Source organism: Alloalcanivorax marinus, from assembly GCF_016785095.1.
Lineage (GTDB): Bacteria > Pseudomonadota > Gammaproteobacteria > Pseudomonadales > Alcanivoracaceae > Alloalcanivorax > Alloalcanivorax marinus_A.
Genome location: NZ_JAEKJB010000008.1, coordinates 903,320 through 928,626, shown reverse-complemented (window position 1 = coordinate 928,626; position 25,307 = coordinate 903,320). Strand labels below are relative to the sequence as shown.

Genomic DNA, 25,307 nt, shown 5'->3' with positions numbered 1-25,307 from the left:
TATCCTATGGATCGTCCGATATCCGCTGAACACGGCCATGTTCCACGTGGAACATTCGGGCCGCTGCGCCCGTCTTTTCGTCCACGGCGGGGGCCAGTTGAACCCGGTCCACCGCGGTAATCAATGTCTGGTGAGTTCCCCCCGCCAAAAACCGAAGCAGGGTAGTTCTGTGCTCTTGATCCAACTCGGAGCCCAGATCGTCCACCAGTAACGTGCAGACTTTCCCCGCCTCCTCAATCAGAGGAAGCTGAGCCAGCACCAGGCCGTAGGCCAGAATTTTGGCCTGGCCCCGGGATACACGATCCCGGGCCAGGGTGCCGCCGACGGTTATCTTCAATTCCGAGCGGTGAAACCCGGTATGAGTGAACCCCCGACGCAGATCTTCATCGCGAGTGCGGGCGAGTGCGTCCAGGTAGGACTCGCCGTCCCGCAGGCCGGTTTGCAGGAAAAGGTCGCTTTTCAACTCCGGCGCCAGCATGGCCAGAACCGTCCGCCAATGGGCTTTGAGACGCTTCAAATAGCCGCTGCGCAACTGTTCGATACTACCAGAACTGGCGGCTAATTTCTGGTCCCAGTAACGTAATTCCCGAGGCGTCACCCTCCCGGACCTCAACAGAGCATTACGCTGCTTGAGGGCCGCGTTGGCCTCCTTCCAGATAGGCAGGAAAGAATGTTCCACGTGGAACATTCCCCAGTCCAGAAAACGGCGGCGCAAAGCGGAAGGCCCGAATACCAGGTCCACCGACTGGGGATGCAATGCCAGAACCGGGAGCAGGGCAGCCACGTCACTGAGGGCACCCGGCGTAGCGCCATTAAGCTTCAGAGACTCGATGCCTCCGGGGGCTCGCCGGATACCCAGACGGTGCCGATGCTCCCCCTGTTCTACCCGAGCAAACAAGGTCGCGGCCGGCGCCCCATCCCGGACCAGACGGGAAAGGCGTCCGCCACGGAAGGAACGACCACCACTGCCGATAAAATAGATCGCCTCCAGCAAGCTGGTCTTGCCGCTGCCGTTATCCCCCAGAATGATATTCAGACCGGGGGCAGGCGCGATTTCGGCTTCCCGATAGTTGCGGAAATCCGTGAGTCTCAGATCGGCGAGCATGAGGAGGGCAGGAAGGGCAGGGGCCCGGCGAGACCGCCGGGCCGGAAAGAATGAGGATCAAAGGCGCATCGGCATGACCACATAAAGGGCCGCCTCATGCTCCGGATCGGTGATCAGCGCGCTGCTGTTACTGTCCCCCAGTTCCAACCGCGCCTGGGTGCCATCCATGGTGTTAAGCACATCCAGCAGGTAACTCACATTAAAGCCGATCTCCAGCGGGCCACCGTTGAAGTCCACGGAGACTTCTTCCTCCGCCTCTTCCTGCTCCGGGTTGTTGGCAATGATGCGCAGGCTGCCTTCCGACAGCTGAACGCGTACCCCACGGTATTTCTCGTTGGAAAGAATGGCCACCCGGGCCAATGCCTGGCGCAGGGTTTCCCGATCCGCCAGTACGATCCGGGAACCGTCCTTGGGAATCACCCGCTCGTATTCCGGGAACTTGCCGTCCACCAGCTTGGAGGTAAAGGTGATCGAACCCGCTATGATCCGCACATGGTTGCGGCCCAGGGTGAGGCGCGCCGATTCACCGGCATCGGCCAGAATCCGGGACAGCTCCATCACCCCCTTGCGCGGCAGGATCACCGAGGCCTCCTCGCTCTGGCCCTCCATGGCGGCATCGCAAAGCGCCAGCCGATGACCATCGGTGGAGACCGCCCTCAGCATGCCGGGGCGCAGCTCAAACAGCATGCCATTGAGGTAATAGCGCACATCCTGCTGGGCCATGGAAAACGCCGTGTGGTCAATCAGGCCACGCAGGGCGGACGGCGCGATGTCCAGCACGGATCCACTGCTGTCCTCTTCCTGGTTGGGAAACTCGGACGCCGGCAGGGTGGTCAGGGAGAAGCGGCTGCGACCGGAGCGCACCAGCATGCGCTCGCCGTCGAGCTCGAAGCGGATGTCCGCTTCCGCCGGCAGGCTCTTGGCGATATCCACCAGCTTACGCGCCGGCACCGTGGTCTCCCCGGGCTGATGTTCCCCCTCCAGCGGCAGCCGCGCCACCAACTCCAGCTCCAGGTCGGTGCCGGTCAGGGAAAGCTGGCCGTCGCCCACTTCCATCAGCACATTGGACAGAACCGGTAGCGTTTGGCGTTTTTCGACCACCGCGGCGACCTGCTGCAGCGGCTTGAGCAGTTGTTCACGGTTGATGGAGAATTTCATGACTCGCTTTCCCGTTATCAGTTGATCCGTCAGGACGTCAGCGTCCGCAGGAGGTTCTGGTAATCTTCTTCTATTTCCGGGTTCGATTCCCGCAATTCCGCCACCTTGCGACAGGCGTGCAGGACCGTGGTGTGATCCCGGCCGCCGAAACTCTCCCCAATCTCCGGCAGGCTGTGGCTGGTCAGTTCCTTGGACAGGGCCATCGCCACCTGGCGGGGCCGGGCCACGGAACGGGTGCGCCGCGGTGAATGAAGATCCGGCACCTTGATCTTGTAGTATTCCGCCACGGTGCGCTGAATATTGTCGATACTGATCTGCCGGGCCTGCAGGGCAATCAGGTCCTTCAGCGCTTCCTTGATCAGGCCGATATCGATCTGGGCACCGGTGAAACGCACATGGGCAATCACCCGGCGTAGCGCCCCCTCCAGTTCACGTACGTTGGAACGGATACGCTGCGCAATAAAGAAGGCGGCATCATCGGGCAGTTCCACCCGGGCCTCTTCCGCCTTCTTCTTGAGAATCGCCACCCGGGTTTCCAGCTCCGGCGGTTCCAACGGCTGGGACAGCCCCCAGCCGAACCGGCTCTTGAGGCGCTCCTCAAGACCGTCCACTTCCTTGGGAAATTTGTCGCAGGTCAGGATGATCTGCTGGCCGTTTTCCAGCAAAGCATTAAAGGTATGGAAGAACTCCTCCTGGGACTGCTCCTTTCCTGCAAAAAATTGAATATCATCAATCAACAAGGCGTCCACCGACCGGTAGAAGCGTTTGAACTCGTTGATGGTCTTGTTGCGCAACGCCGAGATCATGTCCGCCACGAACCGCTCGCTGTGCAGATACACCACCTTGGCGTTGGGATTGCGCCGCTGCAGTTCATTGCCCACCGCGTGCATAAGGTGGGTCTTGCCCAACCCCACGCCACCATACAACAACAGCGGGTTGTACCCATGGCTGGCCGGATTCTCCGCCACCTGTTGGGCGGCGGCGCAGGCCATGCGGTTGGACTTACCTTCCACGAAGGTGACGAAGGTAAAGCTGGAATTGAGGTTACTACGATGCTTCGCGGCGCCTCCCAGCTCCGGCGACACCGCCTTGGCACGGGGCTCGCTGACCGCTTGGGGAGCACGACGCTCCGCCGGTGCCGGGGCACGAATCGGGGCCGCCGGCGCTCGCGAGCTGCCCACCTCAAGGCGCAACTGGGGCAGGGGACCGCTTTGCAGCTCGCCCAGCACTTCACCGATACGCTCCAGATATTTGTCGCGAACCCAGTCGACCACGAAGCGATTGGGCGCGAAAAGGGTGAGTTCTCCGCCATTCGCCGACGCCGTCACCTGCAGCGGCCGGATCCACATATTGAATTGCTGCGAGGGCAATTCATCCTCCAGCCGCGTCAAACAGCGATGCCAAAGCTCCTCGGACACGTCCCCGCCTTTGCCTGAATGCATGAAAAACAAGACGTTGCATTCTATACCCCCGCCCGGTCGATTATCCACAGCTTGGGCTCTGTTTTTCCGCCCCCACGCTCTGTGGATAACTACGGCCACAACCCTGTGCGCCACCGGGCTCATAACCCTGGGGACAACCCCATGAACAAATTCATTCCACAACTTTTGACAGACTATCCGCCTGTCGTCACCAGGGGTTACACACAGTTATACGTCAGTTACCAACATGACAACATGTTGATTTTCAATGTTTTTTTAGACTTTTCCACAAAAAAGCCCTTCCCTTACTATTACCACTGCTACTAAAAAATATTTAAATTCATAAATCTATTGGTAACAGACCCCCACCCCTCAAACGGGCATTGACAGCAACCCGCCCCAGGGCTATGATCCGCGCCCTCTTAGACCACCAAGCCACTTTTGGGGATGACGCCATGAAACGGACATTCCAGCCGAGCAACATCAAGCGTAAGCGCAACCACGGTTTCCGTGCCCGTATGGCCACCAAGAATGGCCGTAAAGTATTGGCCGCTCGTCGTGCCAAGGGCCGTAAACGGCTGACGGTATAAGTCAGCCTCTGGCGCTGACTGATTCCCGTCACTGTTCCCATAGTGCACCGGTCAGCGCCCGACGATTCACGCCCGCTTCTCTTCACCCGTGAACAGCGCCTTGTCGACGGCGTCCGGTTCCGGGCCGTGTTCGATGCCCCGGACTACCGGGTCTCCGACCGCCATTTCCTGATTCTTGCTCGCCGCAATGGTTTGCCCCATGCCCGCCTCGGGTTGGTCGTCGGTCGCCGCCGCGCCCGCCGCGCGGTGGATCGTGGCGCGCTCAAGCGCCGCGCTCGGGAGCAGTTCCGGCTACGCCAATATGAGCTGGCCGGCCTGGATCTGATCGTGCTGCTACGGGCTCCCTGTCCCGCCGATGGTGGCCGTGGCGCCACGCCGCTCTTGGCCGGGCTGCTGGACAAGCTGCTTGCCAAGCGAGGGCAAGACTGAGAAACTGCCGTCCGCTTTTTCTCGCCAGAATTAAATCTGACTATGGATATCCCCCGAGCGTTAGTGATCACCGGCATCGCCGTTGTTTCCTACCTGCTGATCCAGGCCTGGCAACAGGACTACATGGCTCCGGACACCCCCGTGGTGCAGGAGCGGACCTCCGCCCCCGATAACGGCGCCGCCGCGGATCAGGACGAGGAGCATCTGCTCCCCGAGCCGGACAGCGCTCCGGAACCCGGCGCGGTGCCCGACGTCGTCGCCGCTGACGACGGTAATGCCGCCGGGTCCGATGAACAGGGGACCGACCGTATCCAGGTCAAGACCGACGTGCTGACACTGGAGATCAATCCAGTGGGTGGCGACGTGGTGCGAGTGGCGCTACCGGAATACCCCCGCCACGCCAACACACCGGATCAACCCTTCGTGCTGCTGGAAAATGACGCCACCCGGACCTATGTGGCGCAGAGCGGGCTGGTTGGCCCCAACGGCACCGATACCCGAGAGGGACGCCCTACCTGGTCCACCGCCCGTACCAGCTACAGCCTGGGCGACGGTGAAAAGGAACTGAACGTGGACCTGACCCTGGATCAGGGCGGTGGTGTACGGATCATCAAACGCTATACCTTCGAGCGTGGCAGCTACCTGGTCCGGGTCAGCCATATTGTTCGCAATAACGGCAATCAGCCCTGGCAGGGCGCCCTGTACGGCCAGATCAAGCGGGACGGCAGCGAGGACCCGGGCAAGAGCACCCAGGGCTTCATCCCCATGCCGACCTATCTGGGAGCCGCCTACTGGAGCGCCGAAAAGCCCTACAACAAGCTGCCGTTCGATGATATTCAGGAAGACCCGCTCAAGCTGACTCAGGAAGGCGGCTGGATCGCCATGCTCCAGCACTACTTCGTGTCCGCCTGGGTGCCGGATGCGCAGGGCCGCTACACCTATTCCACGGTGTACCGCCAGAACCGGGACGAGTACCTGCTGCGCTTCGTGGGCGGCAACCAGGAAGTGGCACCGGGCGAGGAGAAGGTGTTCTACGCCGAGTTCTACACCGGCCCCAAGGTTCAGGACCATCTGCAGGCGATCAGCCCCGGCCTGAACATGACCGTGGACTACGGCTGGCTGTGGTTCATCGCCCAGCCGATCTTCCACGTGCTGGTGTTCCTGCAAAGCGGCCAGCTGGACCTGTTTGGCCTGGACCTGGATCTCGGGTTTGGCGTCGGCAACTGGGGCGTCGCCATCATCCTGCTGACGTTCATCATCAAGATGCTGTTCTTCAAGCTCAGTGCCACCAGCTATCGCTCCATGGCGAAGATGCGCAAGGTGGCTCCGGAAATGCAGCGCATCAAGGAAGAATACAAGAGCGACCGTCAGAAGCAGCAGCAGGAAACCATGAAGCTGTTCCAGCGCGAAAAGATCAATCCGCTGGGCGGCTGTCTGCCGATGCTGGTGCAGATGCCGGTGTTCATCTCCCTGTACTATGTGCTGCTGGAATCCGTGGAGCTGCGCCAGGCCCCGTTCTTCCTGTGGATCAATGACCTGTCGGTGATGGACCCGTACTTCGTGCTGCCGATCCTGATGGGCGCGTCCATGTTCCTGCAGACCCGCCTGAACCCGACTCCCGCGGACCCTACCCAGGCCCAGGTTATGAAGTGGATGCCGCTGATCTTCTCGGTGTTCATGCTGTGGTTCCCGGCCGGTCTGGTGCTGTACTGGCTGACCAACAACCTGTTGTCCATCGGTCAGCAATACGTGATCACCCGCAAGATCGAAAGCGGAAGCTGACCGATCCGCGCCACGCATGGGAGCGGCTTTAGCCGCTCCCACAGCGTATAATTCCCTCATGTCTGTTACCGCTCCGGATACCATCGTCGCTGTCGCCACCGCTCCTGGTCGGGGTGGAGTAGGCGTGGTGCGTTTGTCCGGACCGGACGCCAGGCGGATTGCCGGGGCTTTGATCGGTGATCGTGAACTGACGCCGCGCACCGCCCATTTCGCTCGCTTCAGTGATCCGGATGGCGAGACCATCGATGAGGGCCTGGTGCTATGGTTTCCGGCGCCGGGTTCCTTCACCGGCGAAGACGTGGTGGAGCTGCAGGGGCACGGTGGGCCGGTGATCCTGGACGCCCTGGTGGCCGCCTGCGTACACCACGGTGGTCGGCCGGCCCGGGCCGGGGAGTTCTCCCAGCGCGCCTTTCTCAACGACAAGATGGACCTGACTCAGGCGGAGGCCATCGCCGATCTGATCGACGCCGGCACCCGGGAATCCGCTCGCGCCGCGGTGCATTCCTTGCAAGGGGCGTTTTCCCGTGAGGTGAACGCCCTGGTCGAGCAACTGATTCAGTTGCGCATCTATGTGGAGGCCGCCATCGATTTTCCGGAGGAAGAGATCGATTTTCTTTCCGAAGGCGGTGTCGCCGACGATCTCGACCGGGTCATCGACCAGGCCGGCGCGGTGCTGGCCAGTGCCCGCCAGGGCCGGCTGGTACGCGAAGGCCTGACTCTGGTAATCGCCGGCAAGCCCAATGCCGGCAAATCCTCCCTGATGAACGCCCTGGCCGGCCACGAGGCCGCTATCGTCACCGAGGTGGCCGGCACCACCCGGGATGTCCTGCGTGAAGCGATCCAACTGGACGGGCTGCCCCTTAACCTGATCGATACCGCCGGTCTGAGGGAGAGTCCGGACCGGGTGGAACAGGAAGGTATCCGGCGCGCCTTCGCGGAAATCCGCAAAGCGGATCGCCTGTTGGTGGTGGTGGATTCCCAGGAGGCGGGGGTGAATCTGGATGACCTGGCCGGGTTGCTACCGAGCAGCCAGAAAGAGCTGGATGGCCTTGACCTGCCGGTGACCCGGGTGCTCAACAAAGCCGACCTGAGCGGTCTGGCGCCGGGTCCGCACCCGAACCTGCCGGATACCTTCGTGCTGTCCGCCGCCACCGGCCAGGGCCTGCTGGAACTGCGAGACCATCTCAAGACCGCCGCCGGTTACCAGGGTACCGGGCAAAGCCGTTTCTCCGCCCGGCGCCGCCACATCACCGCCCTGGAACAGGCCCTGGCGGCCCTGGCGAAGGGCCGTGACCAGTTGCACGCCCACGCCGCCGGTGAGTTGCTCGCCGAGGATCTCCGTGCCGCCCAGCACGCGCTGGAGGAAATCACGGGCGCCTTTACCGCCGATGATCTTCTCGGCCGGATTTTTTCTTCCTTCTGTATCGGTAAATAAAGCCGGGGCTATTTTCCAACCAATTGCACCGCGGCTCTTTTATTCGCCTGAGGCACCCCGCCTCCTTGTCGTAACACCGGAAGCATCACGTCCCGGGTTTGTTCGAGATGCCTGGTCAGAATCACCACGGCCTTGTCCGCCTCACCTTCCAGAATAGCCTCAAGCAGATCATCGTGTTCACTATTTCGTTCAGCCCGGTCGGCGCTGGTGGGTAACAGGGCACGTTGGTACAACGCCGCCGCCTCGGCCAGTTGCCGAACCATTTGTATCAACCGGGGACTGCCGCAGCAGGCCATCATCACGACATTGAATTCCTCATGCCGGCTCAGCCATTCCGGATTGAGACGGTCTGGATTCTCCGGGTCAACAGCAGGGGTACGGCTAAGCCGGTGATGCGCCGCCAGGACCCTTGACTGCCATTCAAGGTCACCGTTGATGATGGATTGCCGCAAGGCGATGCCTTCGAAGATGATGCGCTGCGCGAACAGATCAATCAGATCATCCTCGGAAAGCGCCCGCACGGTGAAGCCTTGCTGGGGAGCAAGATCCACCAATTGCTCTCCAGTGAGTCGATTCAGAGCTTCACGCACCACGTTGAGGCTCACTTTGTGGGTTTCGGCAAGTTGCGAGATCTTCAGCTTCTGCCCCGGTAGTAGCTCGCCATTGAGAATCCGCTCGCGAATCACATCGAACACCGCAGTGCTCAACATTCTCGTTTCCCGTTGATTTTTCATGATTTTTTCCATGGTGTAACTACTTTTAGACGCATTCTACCACTTAAGAAGATCTCATCCATAAAAGAATAAAATATGGTTTTGGCACAGTTATCGCATGAAGCATCCTATGATCTCATAAAAAATGGATTTTATGAGTTATCAAAGGGTATTGATCACTGTGTAGGGGAGTCGGCGAGTGCAACAAGAGAACTTCGAATTCGAGGGACGTTCAGTAGCTTACTACCACGGGGGGAAGGGCAAGCCCCTGCTATTGCTGCACGGTTCAGGCCCCGGGGCTTCTTCCATGGGCAATTGGCGCTCAGTGCTCCCGGCCCTGTGTGAGCGCTACCAGGTGTTCGCCATGGATTTGCTTGGCTTTGGGAAAAGTGATCGCCGCGCCGTGCCTCCGTATTTTGACTTTGCCATGTGGGTTCGTCAGGCGGAGGCCATGCTGGCGCGCATTGAACAAGACAAGGTAGGCGTGATCGGCCATTCCCTGTCTGGTGCCCTGGCCCTGACTCTCGCCGTGGACCAACCGCGGATCGCCGCCGTGCTGACCACGGGCACCATGGGAAAAGCCTTCAAGCCGAACCAGGCCACGGCTCGAACCTGGCGTTGTCCGACTAATAGGGAAGAGTTGGTCAGCACGTTGAAGGGCCTGATTCATGATCACTCGGTTATCGATGAGGCCTACTTGTCGGCACGGGAGCCGGTGATTTTCGCAGCCGGCTACGCCGATTACTTCAATCGGATGTTTGAAGGCGACCCTGCCCGGTACGTGGAGGCAGCGATTCTCGGCGACGACCTTCTGGCCAGGGTGCAGTGCCCGGTGGCTTTGCTACACGGTCGCGATGACATCGCATTTCCTCCCTCCAGCTCGATTCATATCGCAGGAAGTTTACCTCGGGCAGATCTTACCTTGCTTCGCCAGTGCTCGCATTCCGTGGCTTTCGAACGACGTGAAACCTTCTTGGCGCTGGCTACTGATCTGTTCGATGCCGTCTTCCAGCCCCACTGATATTGACCCAGTTTCCCCAGGAGAATCTCCATGACGAACCCGCGTGGTTACATACTGAAAGGACGAATCATTGACGGCACCTTGGATGATCCGATTGAACAAGGTGCCCTGGTAATGGAAGGGGAGCGTATTGGTTGGGTTGGAGAAGTCCGCGCCCTGCCGCAAAAATATCTTGATTCGCAACTGGAAATTATTGATCTGCCAGATCGATCAATTTTGCCAGGCCTGGTAGATGGCCATACACATATCTCCTTTGGTGAATCCCGTTCCGAGGAAGAAAACGCGCTTTACACACCGGTCGAATTCCGAACCGCGAAAGCTATCTATTACGCCAAAAAGGTATTGCAGGCCGGCGTGACCAGCGCTTTCGATGCCGCCACCACTTACAACATCGCTCAAGCGGTGCGTGACGCCATAGATACCGGCATGTTCGAAGGGCCACGTTTCACTGTTTCCGGAAAGCAGTTGACCAATCATCAGGGCCTCGAGGACTCGTTTCCTAACGGTATGGAATTTCCACCGGGGCAAAGCGCCGTACTGGTGAAAAACCGTGATGACCTGGTTGAGGCGATTCGCTATCAGGTCAAGGATGAAGTGGATGCCATCAAGGTCTCCGGTTCGAACGACAACCTGATCACGCCGGATGCTTTAGGTTCCTCCGCGTTTACATACGAGGAATTCCGCATCATGGCCGAGGAAACGCATCGCCTGGGCCGGATTTGCAGCGTGCATGCACGCTCGAGGGATTCCGTGCTGTTGTCAGCGCGGGCCGGATTCGACAACATTTTTCATGCCTCGTTTATTGATGACGAGGGTATTGAAGCATGTATCAAGAACAACTGTGTTATCACGCCAACGCTGACTCTTCTCGTTAATATTCTGGAAGCAAAGCAATCCCTGGCGGGCGCGTCCAGCGCCAGCGCTTTCCAGGCAGAGTTGGAAGCGGCTTCTGAGAATCTACGCCGTGCTTATGATGCCGGCATACCGATGATCGCCGGTAGTGAAAGCGGTTGGTCGCCGGTTCCTTATGGCCAATGGCACGCTCGTGAAATGGAAATTTTCACCACGCATCTTGGCCTGACGCCCTTGCAAGCAATCCACGCCAATACGCTCGCCGCTACGCGCCTTTTCCCTCGCTATGGCCATGAAATCGGGAAACTCGAAGCCGGTCGCCTCGGTGATGTTCTGGTGGTGCCTGGAGATCCAACCAAGGACATCCGGATTCTGCAACGTCCCCGATCGTTTGATTTTATCTTCAAGGGAGGACGACCGATTGACAGAGCTCCGGATCAGCCAAGGCAAAGGAAATGGTACGAGAAGACCAAGATATTTCTTGATGGCCTTTATGAGTTCGATGAAGAAAAGGGCTTGGGGGTCGTCGTCCGATAAACGCGCCTTGAGAACTGGAATTTTTATTTTTTATGAATGCCTTACCATTATCGCGGAGAAACACAATGAAAAATTTCATAATCACGGCGATGCGCTTTTTGTGTCTGGGGGGGCTCGTGTTCGGTGGACTCGCCCAAGCTCAAGAAGAAGACCGTCTGGTTGGTTTGATTGAGCCTCTTAAAGCGGAGAAGCCGTTCACTATCGGCGTCACGGTCGTTCACCTACATGACGATTTCTATAAAGGAATCGTTTACGGCATTACCGACGAAGCAAAGCGGGCTGGTGTCAATGTTTTACAGGTATCGGTGGCGGGGGCCTATGGCAATGTCCGTGAGCAATTTGCGCAGTTGGAATCGATTAAGAACCTGAAAGCTGATATCGCGGTACTCGCGCCGGCGGCCTATGACGGCTATGACCCGATCATAAAATCACTGAAAAGCGCCGGCATGAAGGTCGCTTCGGTGGGGATTCCGGTAAACAGCCCGAATGTTGACTTCGGTGTGCTTCAAGACGACCGGTCAATTGGCTCCGCGTTGGCGAAGGCAGTGTGCAATAGCGGAGCGGACAAAAAGACCGTGGCCACCATCCCTGGCCCGGCGGGAGCCGAATGGGTTCGTTTGCGCTATGTGGGATTTACCGAGGCAGCCTCTAAATGTAATTCGATGACAGTGCTGGACGGTTCATTCGGAGGGGAGCTGGGTCTGCAGGCTGGCCTGACGCGGGCCTCAGATCTGCTATTGCGCAACCGTGACATCAACTTCATCTACACCCCGGAAATCTCCCTCGGCATGGGGGCGGCTCAGGCGGTTCGTCAACAAAACCGAAAGGTGAGCGTTGTCAGCAGCTCCATGGTTCGCCAGGCCGTTCCCATGATCAAGGATGGTCGCATGCTGGCAGTGGTGTCCGAGCCGGGCATCATAATGGGACGCCTGATTGTTCAATACGCTATCCGGGAAATGGAGAATAAGCCACTACCCAACCTGGAAGCGGCTTCGGAAGACGGCCTGGGCTACCCCCACTTCAACGTCCCCCCAACGCTGATCACGCCGAAGAATGTTGATACCCATCCTTTCCAGATTTATGAAATTCCTCCGAAGTCCTGGAAAGTACCCGCACTTCAATAGCCGGAGTACAGCTGATGAGTGTATCCATGCAAAAGGCGACCGAACCTTCGTTTAGTCCAGGTGATACGAGTAGCCAGGTCCTGCTTGAGGTTCGTTCCATCAGTAAACGGTTTGGTGCCACTCAGGCTCTGAGCCAGGTATCCATGGTGTTTCTGAAAGGTAAGATCCATTGCGTCTTAGGCGAAAACGGAGCGGGTAAATCCACGGTGGGAAAGATTATCTGTGGTCTGCATGGCGCTGACCTGGGCGAGATCATCCATGACGGAAGCCAGGTTGTATTCGACAATCCTCGTGCCGCCCGCGCTGCCGGTATCGTCATGGTTTACCAGGAACTGTCATTGGCTCCCCACCTCTCGGTACGAGCTAATCTGTGGCTCGGGTCGGAGCCCGGCCGATCGCCGCTTTGCCTCGTGTCGCGTCGCAAGGAACGGGATAAGGTCGCTCTGATTCTGGAGCGTTTGGGTCTCGCCCATATCGATATGGAAAAGGAAGTGCGGCATTTTCCCGTGGCGGTGCAACAGCTGGTTGAAATCGGAAAGTCGCTGATGTCCGATCCATCGCTGATTATCTTTGACGAGCCCACCGCCATGCTGGGCGCGGTCGAGAAGGAACGTTTCTTTGCTGTATTGAGGACGCTTCGCGACAACGGGCTCGCGACAGTGCTGGTCACGCACCATATCGATGACGTGCTGACGGTGGGAGATCATGTAACGGTGATGCGCGATGGCCGGGTAGCACAATCATTCCCGGTCACCTCCGACATAGATGCGGATCATATCGTGAAGCGTCTCACGGGAAAATCCCAGAAAAGCGGTCGCCGTCGAGAGGCATCGGAGCGTGGGTTCCCGCGCCTTCTCGACATCGAAAGAATGCCTACCTTTGATGGGCCGCGCATGCTTACCGTTGGGCGTGGTGAAGTACTGGGCCTATATGGGGTGGTCGGTTGCGGCTCGGAAACGCTGGTAAAGGCGTTGGTTGGACTGGTTCCCACCGCTGATATGAGACCGGTTACCTTTCAGCTCGACGGGCTGCGCTATCGACCCCGTGATCTGGCTCATGCACACCGTCTGGGTGTGTCGTATCTGGCTGCCGGCCGCGCCAGTAACGGTGTACTCCCCGGTTGCTCAATCAGCGAAAACCTGATGCTAACCCAGCTGCGGTCGGTGAGCAGATTGGGCTTCATCAATTCCGGTAAGGAGGCACGCTGTGCCGACGAGTTACTCCGCGAAGCGCAAGTTAAGTTTTCCCATAGTGCTGATCCTATTACCAGCTTGAGCGGGGGAAACCAGCAAAAGATTCTTCTGGTTCGAGCAATGGCTGCGGCGCGGCGGGTGTTGGTACTTGAGGAACCTACCGCTGGTGTCGATCTGGAAGCAAAACGACATATCCACCTGCGCATCCGCGCCATTGCCGCCACGGGCATCGGGGTGGTCGTCATGTCGAGTGATTTACCAGAAACTATTGAACTCTGCGATACGGTTTGGACCTTCTCCGACGGCAAGGTCGCGGGAATCTACGGGAGCCCCACGGAGGAAGATAAAGCGGCCATAGTCGCGGACGTGGTCGGAAGTCAGTGCCTGGATACCAGTACCCAGGCTATTCGGGAGAACCATTCATGAACACCGAGACACGCCCTTCTTCCGATGCATCAATGTATGCGGGAAGGTCGGCTTCGCTATCCCTGTCGGATTGGATACTGCCCTTATTCATTGTTGTTACCGGATTGATTGCCGGAATAATTCAGCCCCAGTTTTTCACCGGCGACAATATGTTGAATCTGGCACGTCAGGCCGTGCCGCTACTGATCTTGTCGCTGGGGCAAGCGGTCGCGATCATTCGTGGTGGTCTGGACCTTTCACTGGCTTCTGTTATGTCATTCGCCGGAGTCGCGGGAACCATGGTTATGATTGATCAGGGTATGGTTATGGGGATCATGACCATGCTTATCGCCAGTGTCTTACTCGGCATGGTTTCCGGACTGATCATAGCTTGGTTCAATACCTCGCCTCTTGTGATCACGCTTGGCATGTTATCGGTCGCAAAAGCACTGGCATTGATTCTTTCGGGCGGCGTTCCTTTGTATGACGTTCCGGCTGACTTCGTGGATCTGATCGGATTCGGGTCATTGCTGGGTGTTCCCAATACCGTCTGGATAGCGTTACTGCTCACCGTGTTGGTAACGGTCCTGTTGCGCCATACTTTATTTGGCCGTTATGTCTATGCGATTGGATCGAATGCTTCCGCAGCCGCGAAATCCGGCGTGAACGTACGTTTTTATACCGTCCTGGTGTACATGGTCAGTGGCTTCTGTGCCGGTGTAGGGGCGGTGGTATTGACCGCATGGACCAGTTCCGCGCAGCCGGTCGCCGCACCCAATCTTACCTTGCAATCCCTTGCCGCAGTGGTTCTGGGCGGCGTGGCGCTTACCGGAGGCGCCGGCGGAATCCGTCAGGTATTTATCGGTGTTCTGGTACTTACCTTGCTTTCGAATGTTATGAACATGATCGGCGTTTCAGCGTACTACCAAACGCTCGCGGTTGGCGTTGTCATCATTCTTGCGGTGATCCTGGATCGCTTTCGCCGCACCGACGACCATCATTAGGAGCAAAGAATGCAGAAAAAAACTGTTGAGATCATCGGTGCGGGATTGTCCGGCCTGGTGGCCGCTAATCGCTTTGCGCAGCTGGGCTGGAAGGTTCGTATCCACGAGCGTAACAAGGATCTTCGAATGTTTGGCGCTGGGATATGGATCTGGGAAAGTGGCCTTAAGACTCTGGAGACCGTCGGTGCCTATGATCAGGCAGTGGCTAACGCCAGGGTAATTCGTGAATGGCAGATCCGGGACCCCAAGGATCGCGTGCTTATGTCGAGACGGGCCACCCCGGACGACCGGCTTATGCTGCCGCCGAGGGCGGATCTATACCAGGCACTCATTGATCGGGCAATGGCCCGTAAAGTGGAAATCATTACCTCTTCCGAGGCAGTGGATGTTTCCGGTGATGGGACCACGGTGTTTGCCGATGGCTCCTCCCGAAAGGCCGACCTGGTGATCGTCGCCAATGGAGCGCATTCAAGACTCAGGGAGCAGATACTCGGTACCAAATGGATCGACTATGGTTCCGAAATCGGTATTCGAATGCTTATCGATGAACGACCGGAAGATAACAAGGACACTTTGATTGAGTACTGGAACGGAAACTGGAGGCTACTTTATAACCCCTGCACCGATGGGAGGAATTATATCTTCCTGAGTGCACCGGTGAACGATGCCAGGGCGCGCCGGATTCCAATCGATTCTGATTTGTGGGTGGAAAAATTTCCCGGTGTTAGGAATTTGATCAGCCGATTCCAAGTGGATGGCCGGTGGGATCGGCTAGTGAACGTGAAATGCCGGAAGTGGACGGAAGGCAAAGTGGCGATCGTCGGCGATGCTGCCCACGCCATGCCGCCGAATCTGGGCCAGGCCGCTAATACCGCGTTTATCAATGTGATGGCACTGGCCGAGATCATGAGCAAGCCGGAGGCGATGCAAGACGTGGCCGCCACGCTTATCAAATGGGAATCACAGCAACGTTCGATTACCGACCATGTCCAGTGGTGGTCCTATCTTTATGGCTATGTCCTGGGGCGCTGCCCGCCGATGCTGACAGGCCTGCGTTCCGGTGTGCTCAGAGCAGTCTCCCGAACAGGCTGGTTTGACCGAAACCTGAATAAAGGGGCGCGCTACGTACCCGACGGCTATGTGGCGACCGACGCGCGAAATAGCTGAATTGGCAAGGTTTGTCATTCAATCCCCAATCAAAAAAGGAACCTCCATGAGCGAAAATATTGAGTACATTAATCCACAAGGCGTGAGCCCCGCGCAGGGTCTTTACTCCCATCTCACCAAAGTAAAGTCCGGCGATCTTTACTACATCGCCGGGCAGCTTTCCGTCGGTATGGATGGCTCCGTGGTGGGCATCGGTGATTTCGAGGCGCAGTTCCATCAGGTCTTTGGCAATCTGAAAGGCGTTCTTGCCACATTGGGCCTGGACTTCAATGACATCGTGAAGTTCAACACCTATATGGTGGATTCGGCGGACATACCGGAATTCATGCGTCTTCGTCAGGAAACCTTCCCCTCATTCTTTGCCACCGAAGTGTATGCGCCAAACACACTTCTGATGGTTCAACGTCTGGTCAAACAGGAATTCCTTTTGGAAGTAGAAGCCGTCGCACGCTCGCGCGACTAAGAACCATCGACAGGTCTTGCCCATGAAACTGGTTAGTTATGAAAAGAGCGGCGAGTGCCGCCTTGGTGCCTTGATCGACGCCCATCGGTTGGTGGATATCACTGATCTGGTGGGGACCGCCGACATGAACCGGCTTATTGACGAATACCGAAACCACGAACAGGTACTCAAGGAGGTGATACGGAGTTCCCATAATGTGATCGATACAAGAACGGTAAAGCTGCTTGCTCCGATACCGGATATCCGCCGTAATGTGTTTTGTGTTGGAAAAAACTATTACGAGCATGCGCGAGAGTTCGCTAACAGTGGTTATGATAGCAGCGCGGCGTCCGGGAAAGTGCCGACGGCCCCGATCATCTTCTCTAAGCCAAACACCTCGGTAAGTGGTCCTGGCGATGCCATAGATACAAAATTGGACCCATACGGGTCAGTGGATTACGAAGCCGAGCTGGCGGTAGTTATCGGCAAGAATGGACGGGTCGATGAGCGCGATGATCCTTGGTCATTTGTTTTTGGTTATACATTGATCAATGACGTGACTGCCCGGGAACTTCAGAAGAAGCACAGTCAGTGGCTATTGGGCAAGGGAATTGATGGTTACTGCCCCATGGGACCGGCGCTCGTGACACCGGATGAGCTGGGTGCTCTGGACAGGCTGAGAATAAGCTGCGAGGTCAATGGCGAGGTTCGCCAATCCGCGTCGGTCTCCGATCTCATCTTTGATATTCCGACGCTGATCCGTACGATTGGGCGTGGGATATCGCTGATGGCGGGAGACATTATCGCCACTGGCACGCCGGTGGGCGTTGGTATCGGGTTCAAGCCACCGCGCTATTTGCGCCCGGGGGATGAAGTCAGGGTATCGATGCCGGGGATTGGGGATCTCGTTAATCCCGTAGTTTGAACAAGTCCTACCCGGTCTCACCCTCTTCCCAAGCCTGGCGCTTGCGGTAAATGGTGGAGGCGCTGATTCCCAGCAAGGCGGCGGCTTTGGGCACATTGCCGTCGCAGGCCACCACGGCCTTCTCGATGATGTCCTTCTCTTCCTGCCAAAGCGGGCGAATGCCGGGCTCCTCTCCGCTGGTCGGCGACATCGTGTCCGCCGGTGTCACCGGTGCCGTGGGGCGCGAAGGCGCGGCTGTGCGATCGGCGCGGGCGGACTGGGTAATCAGTTCCGGTAGCTGGGCGCGGGTGAGCACTTCGCCATTGTTGAGTACCACGATCTGGCGCACCACATTCTGCAGCTGCCGGACATTACCCGGCCAGGGGTAGGCCAGCAGGGCCTGGGCGCAGTCCTCGGACAGGCCGCGGAAGTTTTTCTCTTCTTCCTCGGCGTATTGCTTGAGCAGGGCCTGGGCGATCAGCACCACATCGCGACCTCGCTGTCGCAGGGGGGGCAGTTCCAGCGGGATGACGTGCAACCGGTAGAACAAATCCTCGCGGAAGCGGCCGGCCTGGACTTCCGCCCAGGGGTCACGGTTGGTGGCACTGATGAAACGGATGTCGGCTTTTTCCTCCCGGCTGCCGCCCACCGGCGTATAGACGCCGGTCTGAATGAAACGCAGCAGCTTGCTTTGCAGCTCCAGCTCCATCTCACAGATTTCATCGAGAAACAGGGTGCCACCGTCGGCCCGGGCGGCGGCACCCTGGCGGTTGGCGGTGGCGCCGGTGAAGGCGCCTTTGACGTGGCCGAAGATCTCGCTTTCCATCAGATCACGGGGAATCGACGCGCAATTCAGAGCCACGAACGGGCCACCGGCGCGCTTGCCTGCCTGGTGGATGGCGCCGGCGCAGACTTCCTTGCCGGTGCCGCTTTCACCAACGATAAAGATGGATGCCTTGCTGCTGGCCACGCTTTCAATGGTGCGGTAGACCGCCTGCATCGCCAGCGAATCGCCGATGAAACCGTGAAAATCGGGCTTGGGAAGACTGCGTTCGTAATTGTCCACCAATGCCTGCAGGCGTCGCTGTTTGATGGCGTTGCGAACGGTGACGCCGAGACGCTTGGCGTCGAAGGGTTTGACGATAAAATCGAAGGCGCCGTTGCGCATGGCCTCCACCGCCACGTCGATGGAGCCGTGGGCGGTAATCATGATCACCACGCTGGCCGGGTCCTGTTCCTGAATTTTGGCCAGTACTTCCAGGCCGGATACATCCGGCAGCTGAATATCCAGAATGAAAAGATCGAAGGAAGCATTTTGCAGCTCCTCGAGGGCGGCGTTGCCAGCCTGAACGTGTGTGACGTCACCCCCCTCGGCGCGCAGGTATTCGCTGTAAAGCGCGCTCAGGGAGGGGCTGTCCTCGACCAGCAATACACTGAATGGCATCGTCCCCTCTCCTTTCAGTTCGGTATCGAGAACCGTGCCGCCAGGGCCGCATCGGTTTCCGTTCCGCAGTGCGTGAGTTCCGTCATCAAACGGGTCAAAACCATTTCGTCCCGGGCCTTTGCATGCTGCTCGATTTCCGTGGCGTACGCAAACAGGCGACGAGCGGCGAACGAACCGGAACTGCTCTTCAGCGTATGGGCCTCTCCGGCAAGGCCCTCATAATCGGTCTCCTGAAATTGCCGTTGCATGGTCGCCAGGCGCGTTTCGGTTTCCTTGAGGAAAACCTCGATCATGCGACGAACGCTTTGTTCTCCCAGGGTGGCGAGCAGCTCCTCGAGCACCTTATCGTCCACCACCGGCTCGTCCGACGATGCGCTGACGGCTTCGCCGGGGTTCTCGGCCGGCGTTACCGGAGAGGCACCGGGCAACCAATGCATCAATGTCTGGAAAAGAGCTTCCTGGTTGATGGGCTTGGCGATCACATCCAGCATGCCGGCGTCGTAGCAGGCTTGCCGTTCTTCCTTGAACACATTGGCGGTCATGGCGAGGATGCGTGCTCCGGGTTTGCGCTCCAGAATCGCGCGAGTGGCCTGCAGACCGTCCATGATCGGCATGCGGATATCCATCAGAATCAGGTCGTAATCCTTGGCGCACGCCATCTCCAGCGCCTCCTGGCCATTGTTGGCCACATCAATGAAGGCGCCTTCCCGGCCGAGGAGCGCTTGAGCCACCAGTTGGTTGGCGGGGCTGTCCTCGGCAAGAAGAAGCTGTTTGTCACGCAGCCGGTTCTGGCCGGTTCCTTGCCAGGGTTCCAGATCACGGCTCTGCATCTGGTTGGCCACCAGGTTGAGCAGCATGGCGCGGCTCAACGGCTTATTGGCGAGCTGGCCGATCCCCAGGGTTTCAAGCTGGCTCGAGATATCGCCGCGGATGCCGGCCATCAAGGCAACGATACGTCCGCCGGGCAATAGATATTGCCGTCTCAGGTGCTCGATCCGTTCGGCGCTGATGGCGCGCAGAAAGGAGTCGTCGATGAGCATCACAAGGAAAGGTTCGCAGCCCGCGAGGGCGGCGTCCAACTGGTCGCTCCGATTCAGCGTCAGGCATTCGATGCCGTACTGTTGATACTGCTTATCCACCAATCCGGTGAGCACCGGGTCCGGATGCAGCAGCATTACCCTGGGATGGTCGGGCAGATGCCAGAAATGGTTGTTTTCTTCCTCGGCGGTTTGCAGAGCGACGTGGAAAGTGAAGGCGGTACCGACATCAGGGGTGCTGCTCACGTTGAGCTCGCCGTCCATCATGGTCACCAGTTCGGAGCAAATCGCCAGCCCCAGGCCAGTGCCTTTGTATCGTGTCGTGGTGCTGTCATGTACCTGACTGAATTCCTGAAACAGGCTGCCCTGCGCTTTGGAATCGATACCAATGCCCTGATCCTCCACACGGCAATGAAGGCGTACGCGCTCGCTCTGGTCCTGCTTGACCCACAGGGAAACCGATACGCAGCCTCGTTGGGAAAACTTGATGGCGTTGTCCACCAGGTTATGAATCACCTGGCGCAGACGCTGATCATCGCCGACCAGAAACTGAGGGACGTTACGATCCACGAAACTGGCCAGATGCAGGCCCTGCTCCTGGGCTCGTGGGGCCAGGGTCTGCAGCACCTGGGCCACCAGTTTATCCGGCTCGAAGCTGCGTGCTTCAAGAACCATCTGCCCGGCTTCGATCTTGGAGAAATCGAGAATATCGTTGATGGTCGAGAGCAGGGCGGACCCGGCCTCCTGAGCGGTGGCGGCGTAAAGTTGCTGCTCTGGTGCCAGTTCCGAGGATTGCAGCAGTGTCACGCTGCCCAGCACCGCGTTCAGGGGCGAGCGGATCTCGTGGCTCATGGTGGCCAGGAAGCGGGATTTTGCCTTGCTGCCTTCCTCCGCCTGTTCCTTGGCCTGATGAAGCTCACTTTCCCGTTGGCGCCGTTCGGTGATGTCACGCAGGAAGGCGGCGAACAGAATCTCGTTTTCGAGCTTGATCGGGATCACCGTCAGCTCCACGGGCATCTCGGAGCCGTCCACCCGGGTCGCGTTCAACTCCACTTGCCGATTGAGTACCGGGCCTTCACCGGTTTCGAGATAGCGGGCCAGGCCTTCCCGGTGCGCCTTGCGAAATCGCTCTGGGATAATCAAATCCTCCAGCCGGGCGCCGATGGCCTGCTCGCGGGAGAACCCGAACATTCGGGTAGCGGAGTGATTGAACTCCTGAATGCGGCTGTCCGGGCCGATGGCCACGAAACCATCGGGGCTGGCGTTCAAGGTGGAAACCAGTAGCAGCTCGGACCGGCGGCGTTCCAGTTCCTTCTTGCGCGCTTCGGTAAGGTCTTCCACCAGGCCGAGGAACAGCCCCTTGTCTTCGCCCTGCATGGGTTGGAGATGCAATCGTACGGAGAAATTCTCGCCATTGGCCCGGCGCGCCGACAGGTCGAAATAGCGGCGCCGGGAGGGTCGGGGGCTGTCCGGATCGAACACCGCCATCAGTGCTTCGCCCTGATCGGCCTGCAAATCGATCAGCCGCGACAGTGGGTAACCGATCAGGTTCTCCCGGGCGTAACCATGCAGTTGGCAAAGCGCCGCGTTCACGTCGCGTACCACACCTTGTTCATCCACCAGCAAATAGCCGTCGGTGGCGGTTTCCAGAATCGCTTTAAGACGCTGGTTGGCTTTCTCCATCAGCCGGTTCCGAATCGCGATTCGCGACGCCATGGCGTTAAAGGCCTTGGCGGTTTGCGCGATTTCGTCGCTGCCGCGAACCGGGATTTCCACATCAAGATCGCCGGCCAGCATACGCGCGCTGGCGTCGCGAAGATGCAGAAGATTGCGGCTGAGAAAATGGCCGAGAAGAAAGGAAAACAACGCCACCAGAAGAATTTCCAGGGCGGCGATCAGCAGGATATTAGTGAAGGCTTCACGCACGAAGGCGGTCAGTGAGCGGGTGTCTATGCCCAGTTCCACCTTGCCGAACCGGTAGCCGTTCTGTTCGATCGGTGTTTCCACGGAAACCCATTGTTTCCGTGCCATTGAATCCGGGTCGTCGTGAGTGTCGAGGTCGCCACGGCCCACCAGAACGGTGTCGTTGCCGTAGATTTCCACGAACACCACGCCCGGTTGTTCCATGACGTGCTCGGTGATTTCTTCCAGCGCCGAGATATCGGTGCTGAGTACCGCGTCCTGGGCGGTGGCCGCCAGCAGTTCGGCGGTGGTGGTGGCGCGGTTGATGATCTGTTCTTCGTTGGAGGCGCGAAGATAATTGATGCTGGTGTACAGAAGTATCATCAGCAACAGCCCTTCAATCAGGGCGATACCCAGAATGGTCTTCAGGCGAAACGACATCCCTTTCCCCCGTTAGAGCCCGGTGTGTATCTCCGAGAGCGTTTCCAGTTTCAGAGCGCGGACATCGTCCCAGTCCGAATCATTCGCCGCGATCAGCGCGTGAAAGCCCAGGGTGTCGAGCAGGTCGTGGCCTTCCTTCTGGTCGTGCAGGTCCACCAGGGCTTTCAGCAGGGCCTGGCGGGACGCTTCCGGCACACGGGGGTGGTAGGCGAAGGCGTGGGGGGTGAATCCCGGTGTCTGCCAGAGTATTCGCAACTGTTCGCGGATTGCCGCGGGTTGGTTGTTCAAGGTCCGCTTGACGCCGCCTCCGGCATCGAACAGACCACGGCTTACCGCCAGATACACGGAATCATGGGAATTTACGTAATCCACCCTCGGATGGATGCCCTGCTGGGGTAGCAGGGCGCGGGGCAGCAGGCTGGCGGCGAAGGCGGCGGGAGCGGGCAATGCCAGGGAGGCGTCGTCCAGCTGCTGGAGACGCTGAATGGGCGAGTCATGACGCACCACGATGATCCCGGAAAGTCTTTTATCCCGTTCCCGGGCCAGCGCCTGGTAGCCGGGTTTTTCATGGAAGTGCACGTAGTGATAGGGGTTCATATAGGCCACGTCGTAACGCCCCTGGGACAGGCGCCGCTCGAATTCCGGGATGCTCGGGGCGGTGGCGAAGCGCAGGTCGAAAGGCAGCCGCTCGGAAAGATAGGTCAACAGAGGGTACCAGCTGCGGGCCAGTACGCTGGGGGTTTGCTGGGGCACGATGCCGAAGATCAGAATCGGCCGGTCGGATTCCGCCTCGGCGGAACCGGCCAGAATGACGAGCAGAAGCAGCATCAAGGGACGGTGGTTCATATTGTTCTATTCCGCGCGGATCGGTTCCTTTCAGGCAATATGGTAGAAAGCTTCGCAATTTGCAAAAGTCGCCGCGTAAAATTCGTTGTCCCCGTCTTTTATATTCATAACTTATTGTATTTAAAAGAAAAACAGTTTTGGCACACTAATCGCTTATCGACCGGCAACATCAACGGGAATAGAGCTGCTTCGATGTTGATCGACGATTCCGCCTGCGCCAGTGAACCGCTTAAATTGCTGTTGGTTGAAGATACCGACAGCGAGCGTTTCTATCTGTCCGAACTGCTTAATCAGCAGGGTTTTCAGGTCACCGAGTGCCGTGACGGCGAACAGGCCCTGGCCTGGTTCGACGACTGCCAGCCTGACATCGTGGTCAGTGATTGGCGCATGCCGGGCATGTCCGGCCTTGATCTCTGCCGCCTGCTCAAGCAAAAGGAGAGGCCGCCCTATGTGCTGATGCTGACCGCCAACAGTGATACGGCGAATCTGATCCAAGGCATTGAATCCGGGGCCGACGACTACCTGGGCAAGCCGTTCTTGCCGGCGGTGCTCAAGGTGCGCCTGCTGGCCGCCCGGCGTCAGGTCTGCCTGAACCGGCGACTGCGCACCCAGTACGATGCCTTGCGCGAAAGCCTGCGTAGTGAATACAACCTGCGCAATCAATTACTTGAGGATCTGCAGAACGCCGCCAGCCTGCAACGGGCGCTGCTGCCCGCCAAGGGATTCCGTCACCAGGGCTGGTCCGGCCTTCACCACTTCGCCAGCGCCAGTCATCTGGCCGGCGATCTGTTCAACGTGTTTCCGGTGGATGAGAACCATCTGGGGTTCTTCATCGCCGATATTTCCGGGCACGGCACCGCCGCCGCCTTGCAGGCTTTTGCGTTGGGGCTGCGCCTGGGACCGGCCCATGTGGATTGGCGCAAACAAGCGCCCTCTGAAATTCTTTCCGTGGTCAATCGTCAGTTCACCGATCCAGGCCAGGGCGGGCAGTTCGCCACCGTGCAGGTGGGGCGGATCGATTGTCGAAGCGGCGATCTGGTAATCGCCAACGCCGCTCATCCCCGCCCGTTGCTGTGGCGTTCCGACGGCTGTAAGCAGCTTGATCTGGAGGGTGGCCTGCCCTTGGGGATCGAGCCGGAGTTCACCTATCAGGACCACCACCTTCGTCTGGAGCCGGGCGACCGCCTGCTGTTGGTCACCGACGGAACCTATGAAGGCAATCACGCCACCCGGGGCCGGTTTGGCGTGACCAATATTACCGGGACCTTGATGCAAACCGGGTGGTCGGCACCGGAGATGGCGTTGGAGCAGCTTTTTGAAAGCATCCTTACCTGGCAGGACTACAGCCTCCAGGATGACGTTTCCCTTCTTATGTTATGCGCCCCCGAGGCGTTCTAGCGGAGTAAATGAGCCATGCAGCCCTTTCATTTGCGATTGTCGGAAATGCTGTGGAGGAATCACGGCGTGGTCAGAGCCCTGGAACGGTATCTGGAAGCCAACGGCGTGCCGGAACTGGCTCGCTTCAAGGTGGTTACCTGCATGGTGGAGGCGGTGGCCAACGTGGTCTGCCACACGGAGGTGGGGCTCAGGGACATAACCCTCACCGTGTGCTGTGAGGCGGGTAAGGTGAGCCTGGAGCTGACCGACCCTTCCCATGTGTCGGACTTCACCTGGCCGATTCAGCAGCCGGGTGCCCTGGACCAGCGTGGTCGTGGTTTGTGGATCATCCATAACTGGATGAACGCGGTGAGCCATGTGGTGTGCGAGCAAGGCAGCCGCCTGCGCATGGAACTGATTTTCGCCTGACCGTCTCTCCTCCCTCCTAATATTCCTCCCGCTTTGCAATTCGCTACGCAAAACCCGCGTGGCGGTTTGCCCATTCCTTCGATTTTCGTGTAACTCACTGTTTCTTAACGTAAAAAAAGTTGGCCCACTTCGTGCTTTAGGAAACCAAGTGTGACAAACGTCACAACTAAAACGAGGAGCACGTCATGAAACAACAACATATCGTCGAATCCAACGCCCTGGTCGTCCGCCTTCCCAGCGAAGTTCTGATGTCACAGACCCCCACCTACCGGGCAGCACTGTTGCGGCACATGGATGACGGCGTGGAGAACATCATCGTCGATCTTTCCGGTGTGCGTTACATGGATTCCAGCGGGCTTTCCATTCTGGTCAGCCTGCACAAGAAAGCCCGCGAGCAGGGTGGGCGGGTGGTGCTGGTGTCACCGAACGACGGTGTACGGGCGCTGATCGAGCTGACCAGTCTTAACCAGCTTTTCGATATCTACGCCGATGAAAAGTCCGCCATTGAACAGTGCGTGATGTCCTGACCAGGCCGCCCATGCCGGGGAA

At 58.5% G+C, this 25,307-nt stretch carries 22 protein-coding genes; 15 read left to right on the top strand and 7 right to left on the bottom strand.

From position 1 onward, the window contains the following. Positions 1-4 precede the first annotated feature (4 nt). From recF to dnaA, 3 genes are read right to left on the bottom strand one after another with little or no spacing between them, the layout of a single operon-like run. Positions 5-1,105 carry a DNA replication/repair protein RecF gene (gene recF, locus JF515_RS11345; RefSeq protein WP_203104245.1) on the bottom strand — a complete coding sequence of 367 codons (1,101 nt, stop codon included), beginning with the start codon at positions 1,103-1,105 and terminating at the stop codon, positions 5-7. 57 nt (positions 1,106-1,162) lie between these two features. Further along, positions 1,163-2,263, bottom strand: a complete 1,101-nt coding sequence (dnaN, locus tag JF515_RS11340; protein ID WP_203104243.1) for a DNA polymerase III subunit beta — start codon at positions 2,261-2,263, stop codon at positions 1,163-1,165. A gap of 29 nt (positions 2,264-2,292) precedes the next feature. Beyond that, entirely contained in the window at positions 2,293-3,681 is a 1,389-nt protein-coding gene (gene dnaA / locus JF515_RS11335; RefSeq protein WP_203104241.1) for a chromosomal replication initiator protein DnaA, read from the bottom strand. 458 nt (positions 3,682-4,139) lie between these two features. Between dnaA and rpmH the strand changes: the two genes are divergently transcribed. Genes rpmH through mnmE form a run of 4 tightly spaced genes read left to right on the top strand, consistent with a single transcriptional unit; the run spans position 4,140 to position 7,920 of the window. Then, the gene (rpmH, locus tag JF515_RS11330; protein WP_161382733.1) at positions 4,140-4,274 is read left to right on the top strand and encodes a 50S ribosomal protein L34; all 135 of its coding nucleotides are present in this window, start codon (positions 4,140-4,142) and stop codon (positions 4,272-4,274) included. Between the two features lie 42 nt (positions 4,275-4,316). Beyond that, positions 4,317-4,703: a ribonuclease P protein component gene (rnpA, locus tag JF515_RS11325; protein WP_203104238.1), complete on the top strand. Its 387-nt coding sequence runs from the start codon at positions 4,317-4,319 to the stop codon at positions 4,701-4,703. A gap of 42 nt (positions 4,704-4,745) precedes the next feature. After that, positions 4,746-6,485, top strand: a complete 1,740-nt coding sequence (gene yidC, locus JF515_RS11320; protein WP_203104236.1) for a membrane protein insertase YidC — start codon at positions 4,746-4,748, stop codon at positions 6,483-6,485. Between the two features lie 58 nt (positions 6,486-6,543). Further along, positions 6,544-7,920, top strand: a complete 1,377-nt coding sequence (mnmE, locus tag JF515_RS11315; RefSeq protein ID WP_203104234.1) for a tRNA uridine-5-carboxymethylaminomethyl(34) synthesis GTPase MnmE — start codon at positions 6,544-6,546, stop codon at positions 7,918-7,920. An 8-nt stretch (positions 7,921-7,928) separates the two neighbouring features. Here the strand turns inward: mnmE and JF515_RS11310 are convergent, their stop codons facing one another. Beyond that, positions 7,929-8,666: a GntR family transcriptional regulator gene (locus JF515_RS11310; protein WP_203104232.1), complete on the bottom strand. Its 738-nt coding sequence runs from the start codon at positions 8,664-8,666 to the stop codon at positions 7,929-7,931. Positions 8,667-8,832: 166 nt separating this feature from the next. Between JF515_RS11310 and JF515_RS11305 the strand changes: the two genes are divergently transcribed. The 8 genes from JF515_RS11305 to JF515_RS11270 all read left to right on the top strand — a co-directional run bounded on the left by JF515_RS11305 (position 8,833) and on the right by JF515_RS11270 (position 17,303). Beyond that, positions 8,833-9,654 carry an alpha/beta fold hydrolase gene (locus JF515_RS11305; protein ID WP_203104229.1) on the top strand — a complete coding sequence of 274 codons (822 nt, stop codon included), beginning with the start codon at positions 8,833-8,835 and terminating at the stop codon, positions 9,652-9,654. Between the two features lie 30 nt (positions 9,655-9,684). Next, complete coding sequence (locus JF515_RS11300; protein ID WP_203104227.1) at positions 9,685-11,043, top strand: metal-dependent hydrolase family protein; 1,359 nt, start codon at positions 9,685-9,687, stop codon at positions 11,041-11,043. A gap of 65 nt (positions 11,044-11,108) precedes the next feature. After that, a complete protein-coding gene (locus JF515_RS11295; RefSeq protein WP_203104224.1) occupies positions 11,109-12,167 on the top strand; it encodes a substrate-binding domain-containing protein in 1,059 nt (352 codons plus the stop codon). A gap of 14 nt (positions 12,168-12,181) precedes the next feature. Next, positions 12,182-13,786: a sugar ABC transporter ATP-binding protein gene (locus tag JF515_RS11290; protein WP_203104222.1), complete on the top strand. Its 1,605-nt coding sequence runs from the start codon at positions 12,182-12,184 to the stop codon at positions 13,784-13,786. Further along, complete coding sequence (locus tag JF515_RS11285; protein ID WP_203104219.1) at positions 13,783-14,769, top strand: ABC transporter permease; 987 nt, start codon at positions 13,783-13,785, stop codon at positions 14,767-14,769. Before JF515_RS11290 ends, JF515_RS11285 begins: the two co-directional genes overlap by 4 nt. Before the next feature lie 9 nt (positions 14,770-14,778). Beyond that, a complete protein-coding gene (locus JF515_RS11280) occupies positions 14,779-15,936 on the top strand; it encodes an FAD-dependent oxidoreductase (protein ID WP_203104217.1) in 1,158 nt (385 codons plus the stop codon). Positions 15,937-15,982: 46 nt separating this feature from the next. Next, entirely contained in the window at positions 15,983-16,399 is a 417-nt protein-coding gene (locus tag JF515_RS11275; protein ID WP_203104215.1) for a RidA family protein, read from the top strand. 22 nt (positions 16,400-16,421) lie between these two features. Beyond that, on the top strand, positions 16,422-17,303 hold the full coding sequence (locus tag JF515_RS11270; protein WP_203104213.1) for a fumarylacetoacetate hydrolase family protein: 882 nt from the start codon (positions 16,422-16,424) through the stop codon (positions 17,301-17,303). Between the two features lie 7 nt (positions 17,304-17,310). Here the strand turns inward: JF515_RS11270 and JF515_RS11265 are convergent, their stop codons facing one another. From JF515_RS11265 to JF515_RS11255, 3 genes are read right to left on the bottom strand one after another with little or no spacing between them, the layout of a single operon-like run. Next, positions 17,311-18,726 (bottom strand): sigma-54-dependent transcriptional regulator, encoded by a 1,416-nt coding sequence (locus tag JF515_RS11265; RefSeq protein ID WP_203104211.1) that lies wholly within the window; start codon positions 18,724-18,726, stop codon positions 17,311-17,313. Positions 18,727-18,740: 14 nt separating this feature from the next. Beyond that, positions 18,741-22,106 (bottom strand): PAS domain S-box protein, encoded by a 3,366-nt coding sequence (locus tag JF515_RS11260; RefSeq protein WP_203104209.1) that lies wholly within the window; start codon positions 22,104-22,106, stop codon positions 18,741-18,743. 12 nt (positions 22,107-22,118) lie between these two features. Beyond that, on the bottom strand, positions 22,119-22,952 hold the full coding sequence (locus JF515_RS11255) for a phosphate/phosphite/phosphonate ABC transporter substrate-binding protein (RefSeq protein ID WP_203104207.1): 834 nt from the start codon (positions 22,950-22,952) through the stop codon (positions 22,119-22,121). A gap of 192 nt (positions 22,953-23,144) precedes the next feature. Between JF515_RS11255 and JF515_RS11250 the strand changes: the two genes are divergently transcribed. The 3 genes from JF515_RS11250 (at position 23,145) to JF515_RS11240 (ending at position 25,285) form a co-directional block, all read left to right on the top strand. Further along, the gene (locus tag JF515_RS11250; RefSeq protein ID WP_203104205.1) at positions 23,145-24,350 is read left to right on the top strand and encodes a SpoIIE family protein phosphatase; all 1,206 of its coding nucleotides are present in this window, start codon (positions 23,145-23,147) and stop codon (positions 24,348-24,350) included. 66 nt (positions 24,351-24,416) lie between these two features. Next, positions 24,417-24,758 carry an ATP-binding protein gene (locus JF515_RS11245; protein WP_203104203.1) on the top strand — a complete coding sequence of 114 codons (342 nt, stop codon included), beginning with the start codon at positions 24,417-24,419 and terminating at the stop codon, positions 24,756-24,758. Between the two features lie 185 nt (positions 24,759-24,943). Then, entirely contained in the window at positions 24,944-25,285 is a 342-nt protein-coding gene (locus JF515_RS11240; protein WP_203104201.1) for an STAS domain-containing protein, read from the top strand. The last annotated feature ends 22 nt before the right edge of the window (positions 25,286-25,307 follow it).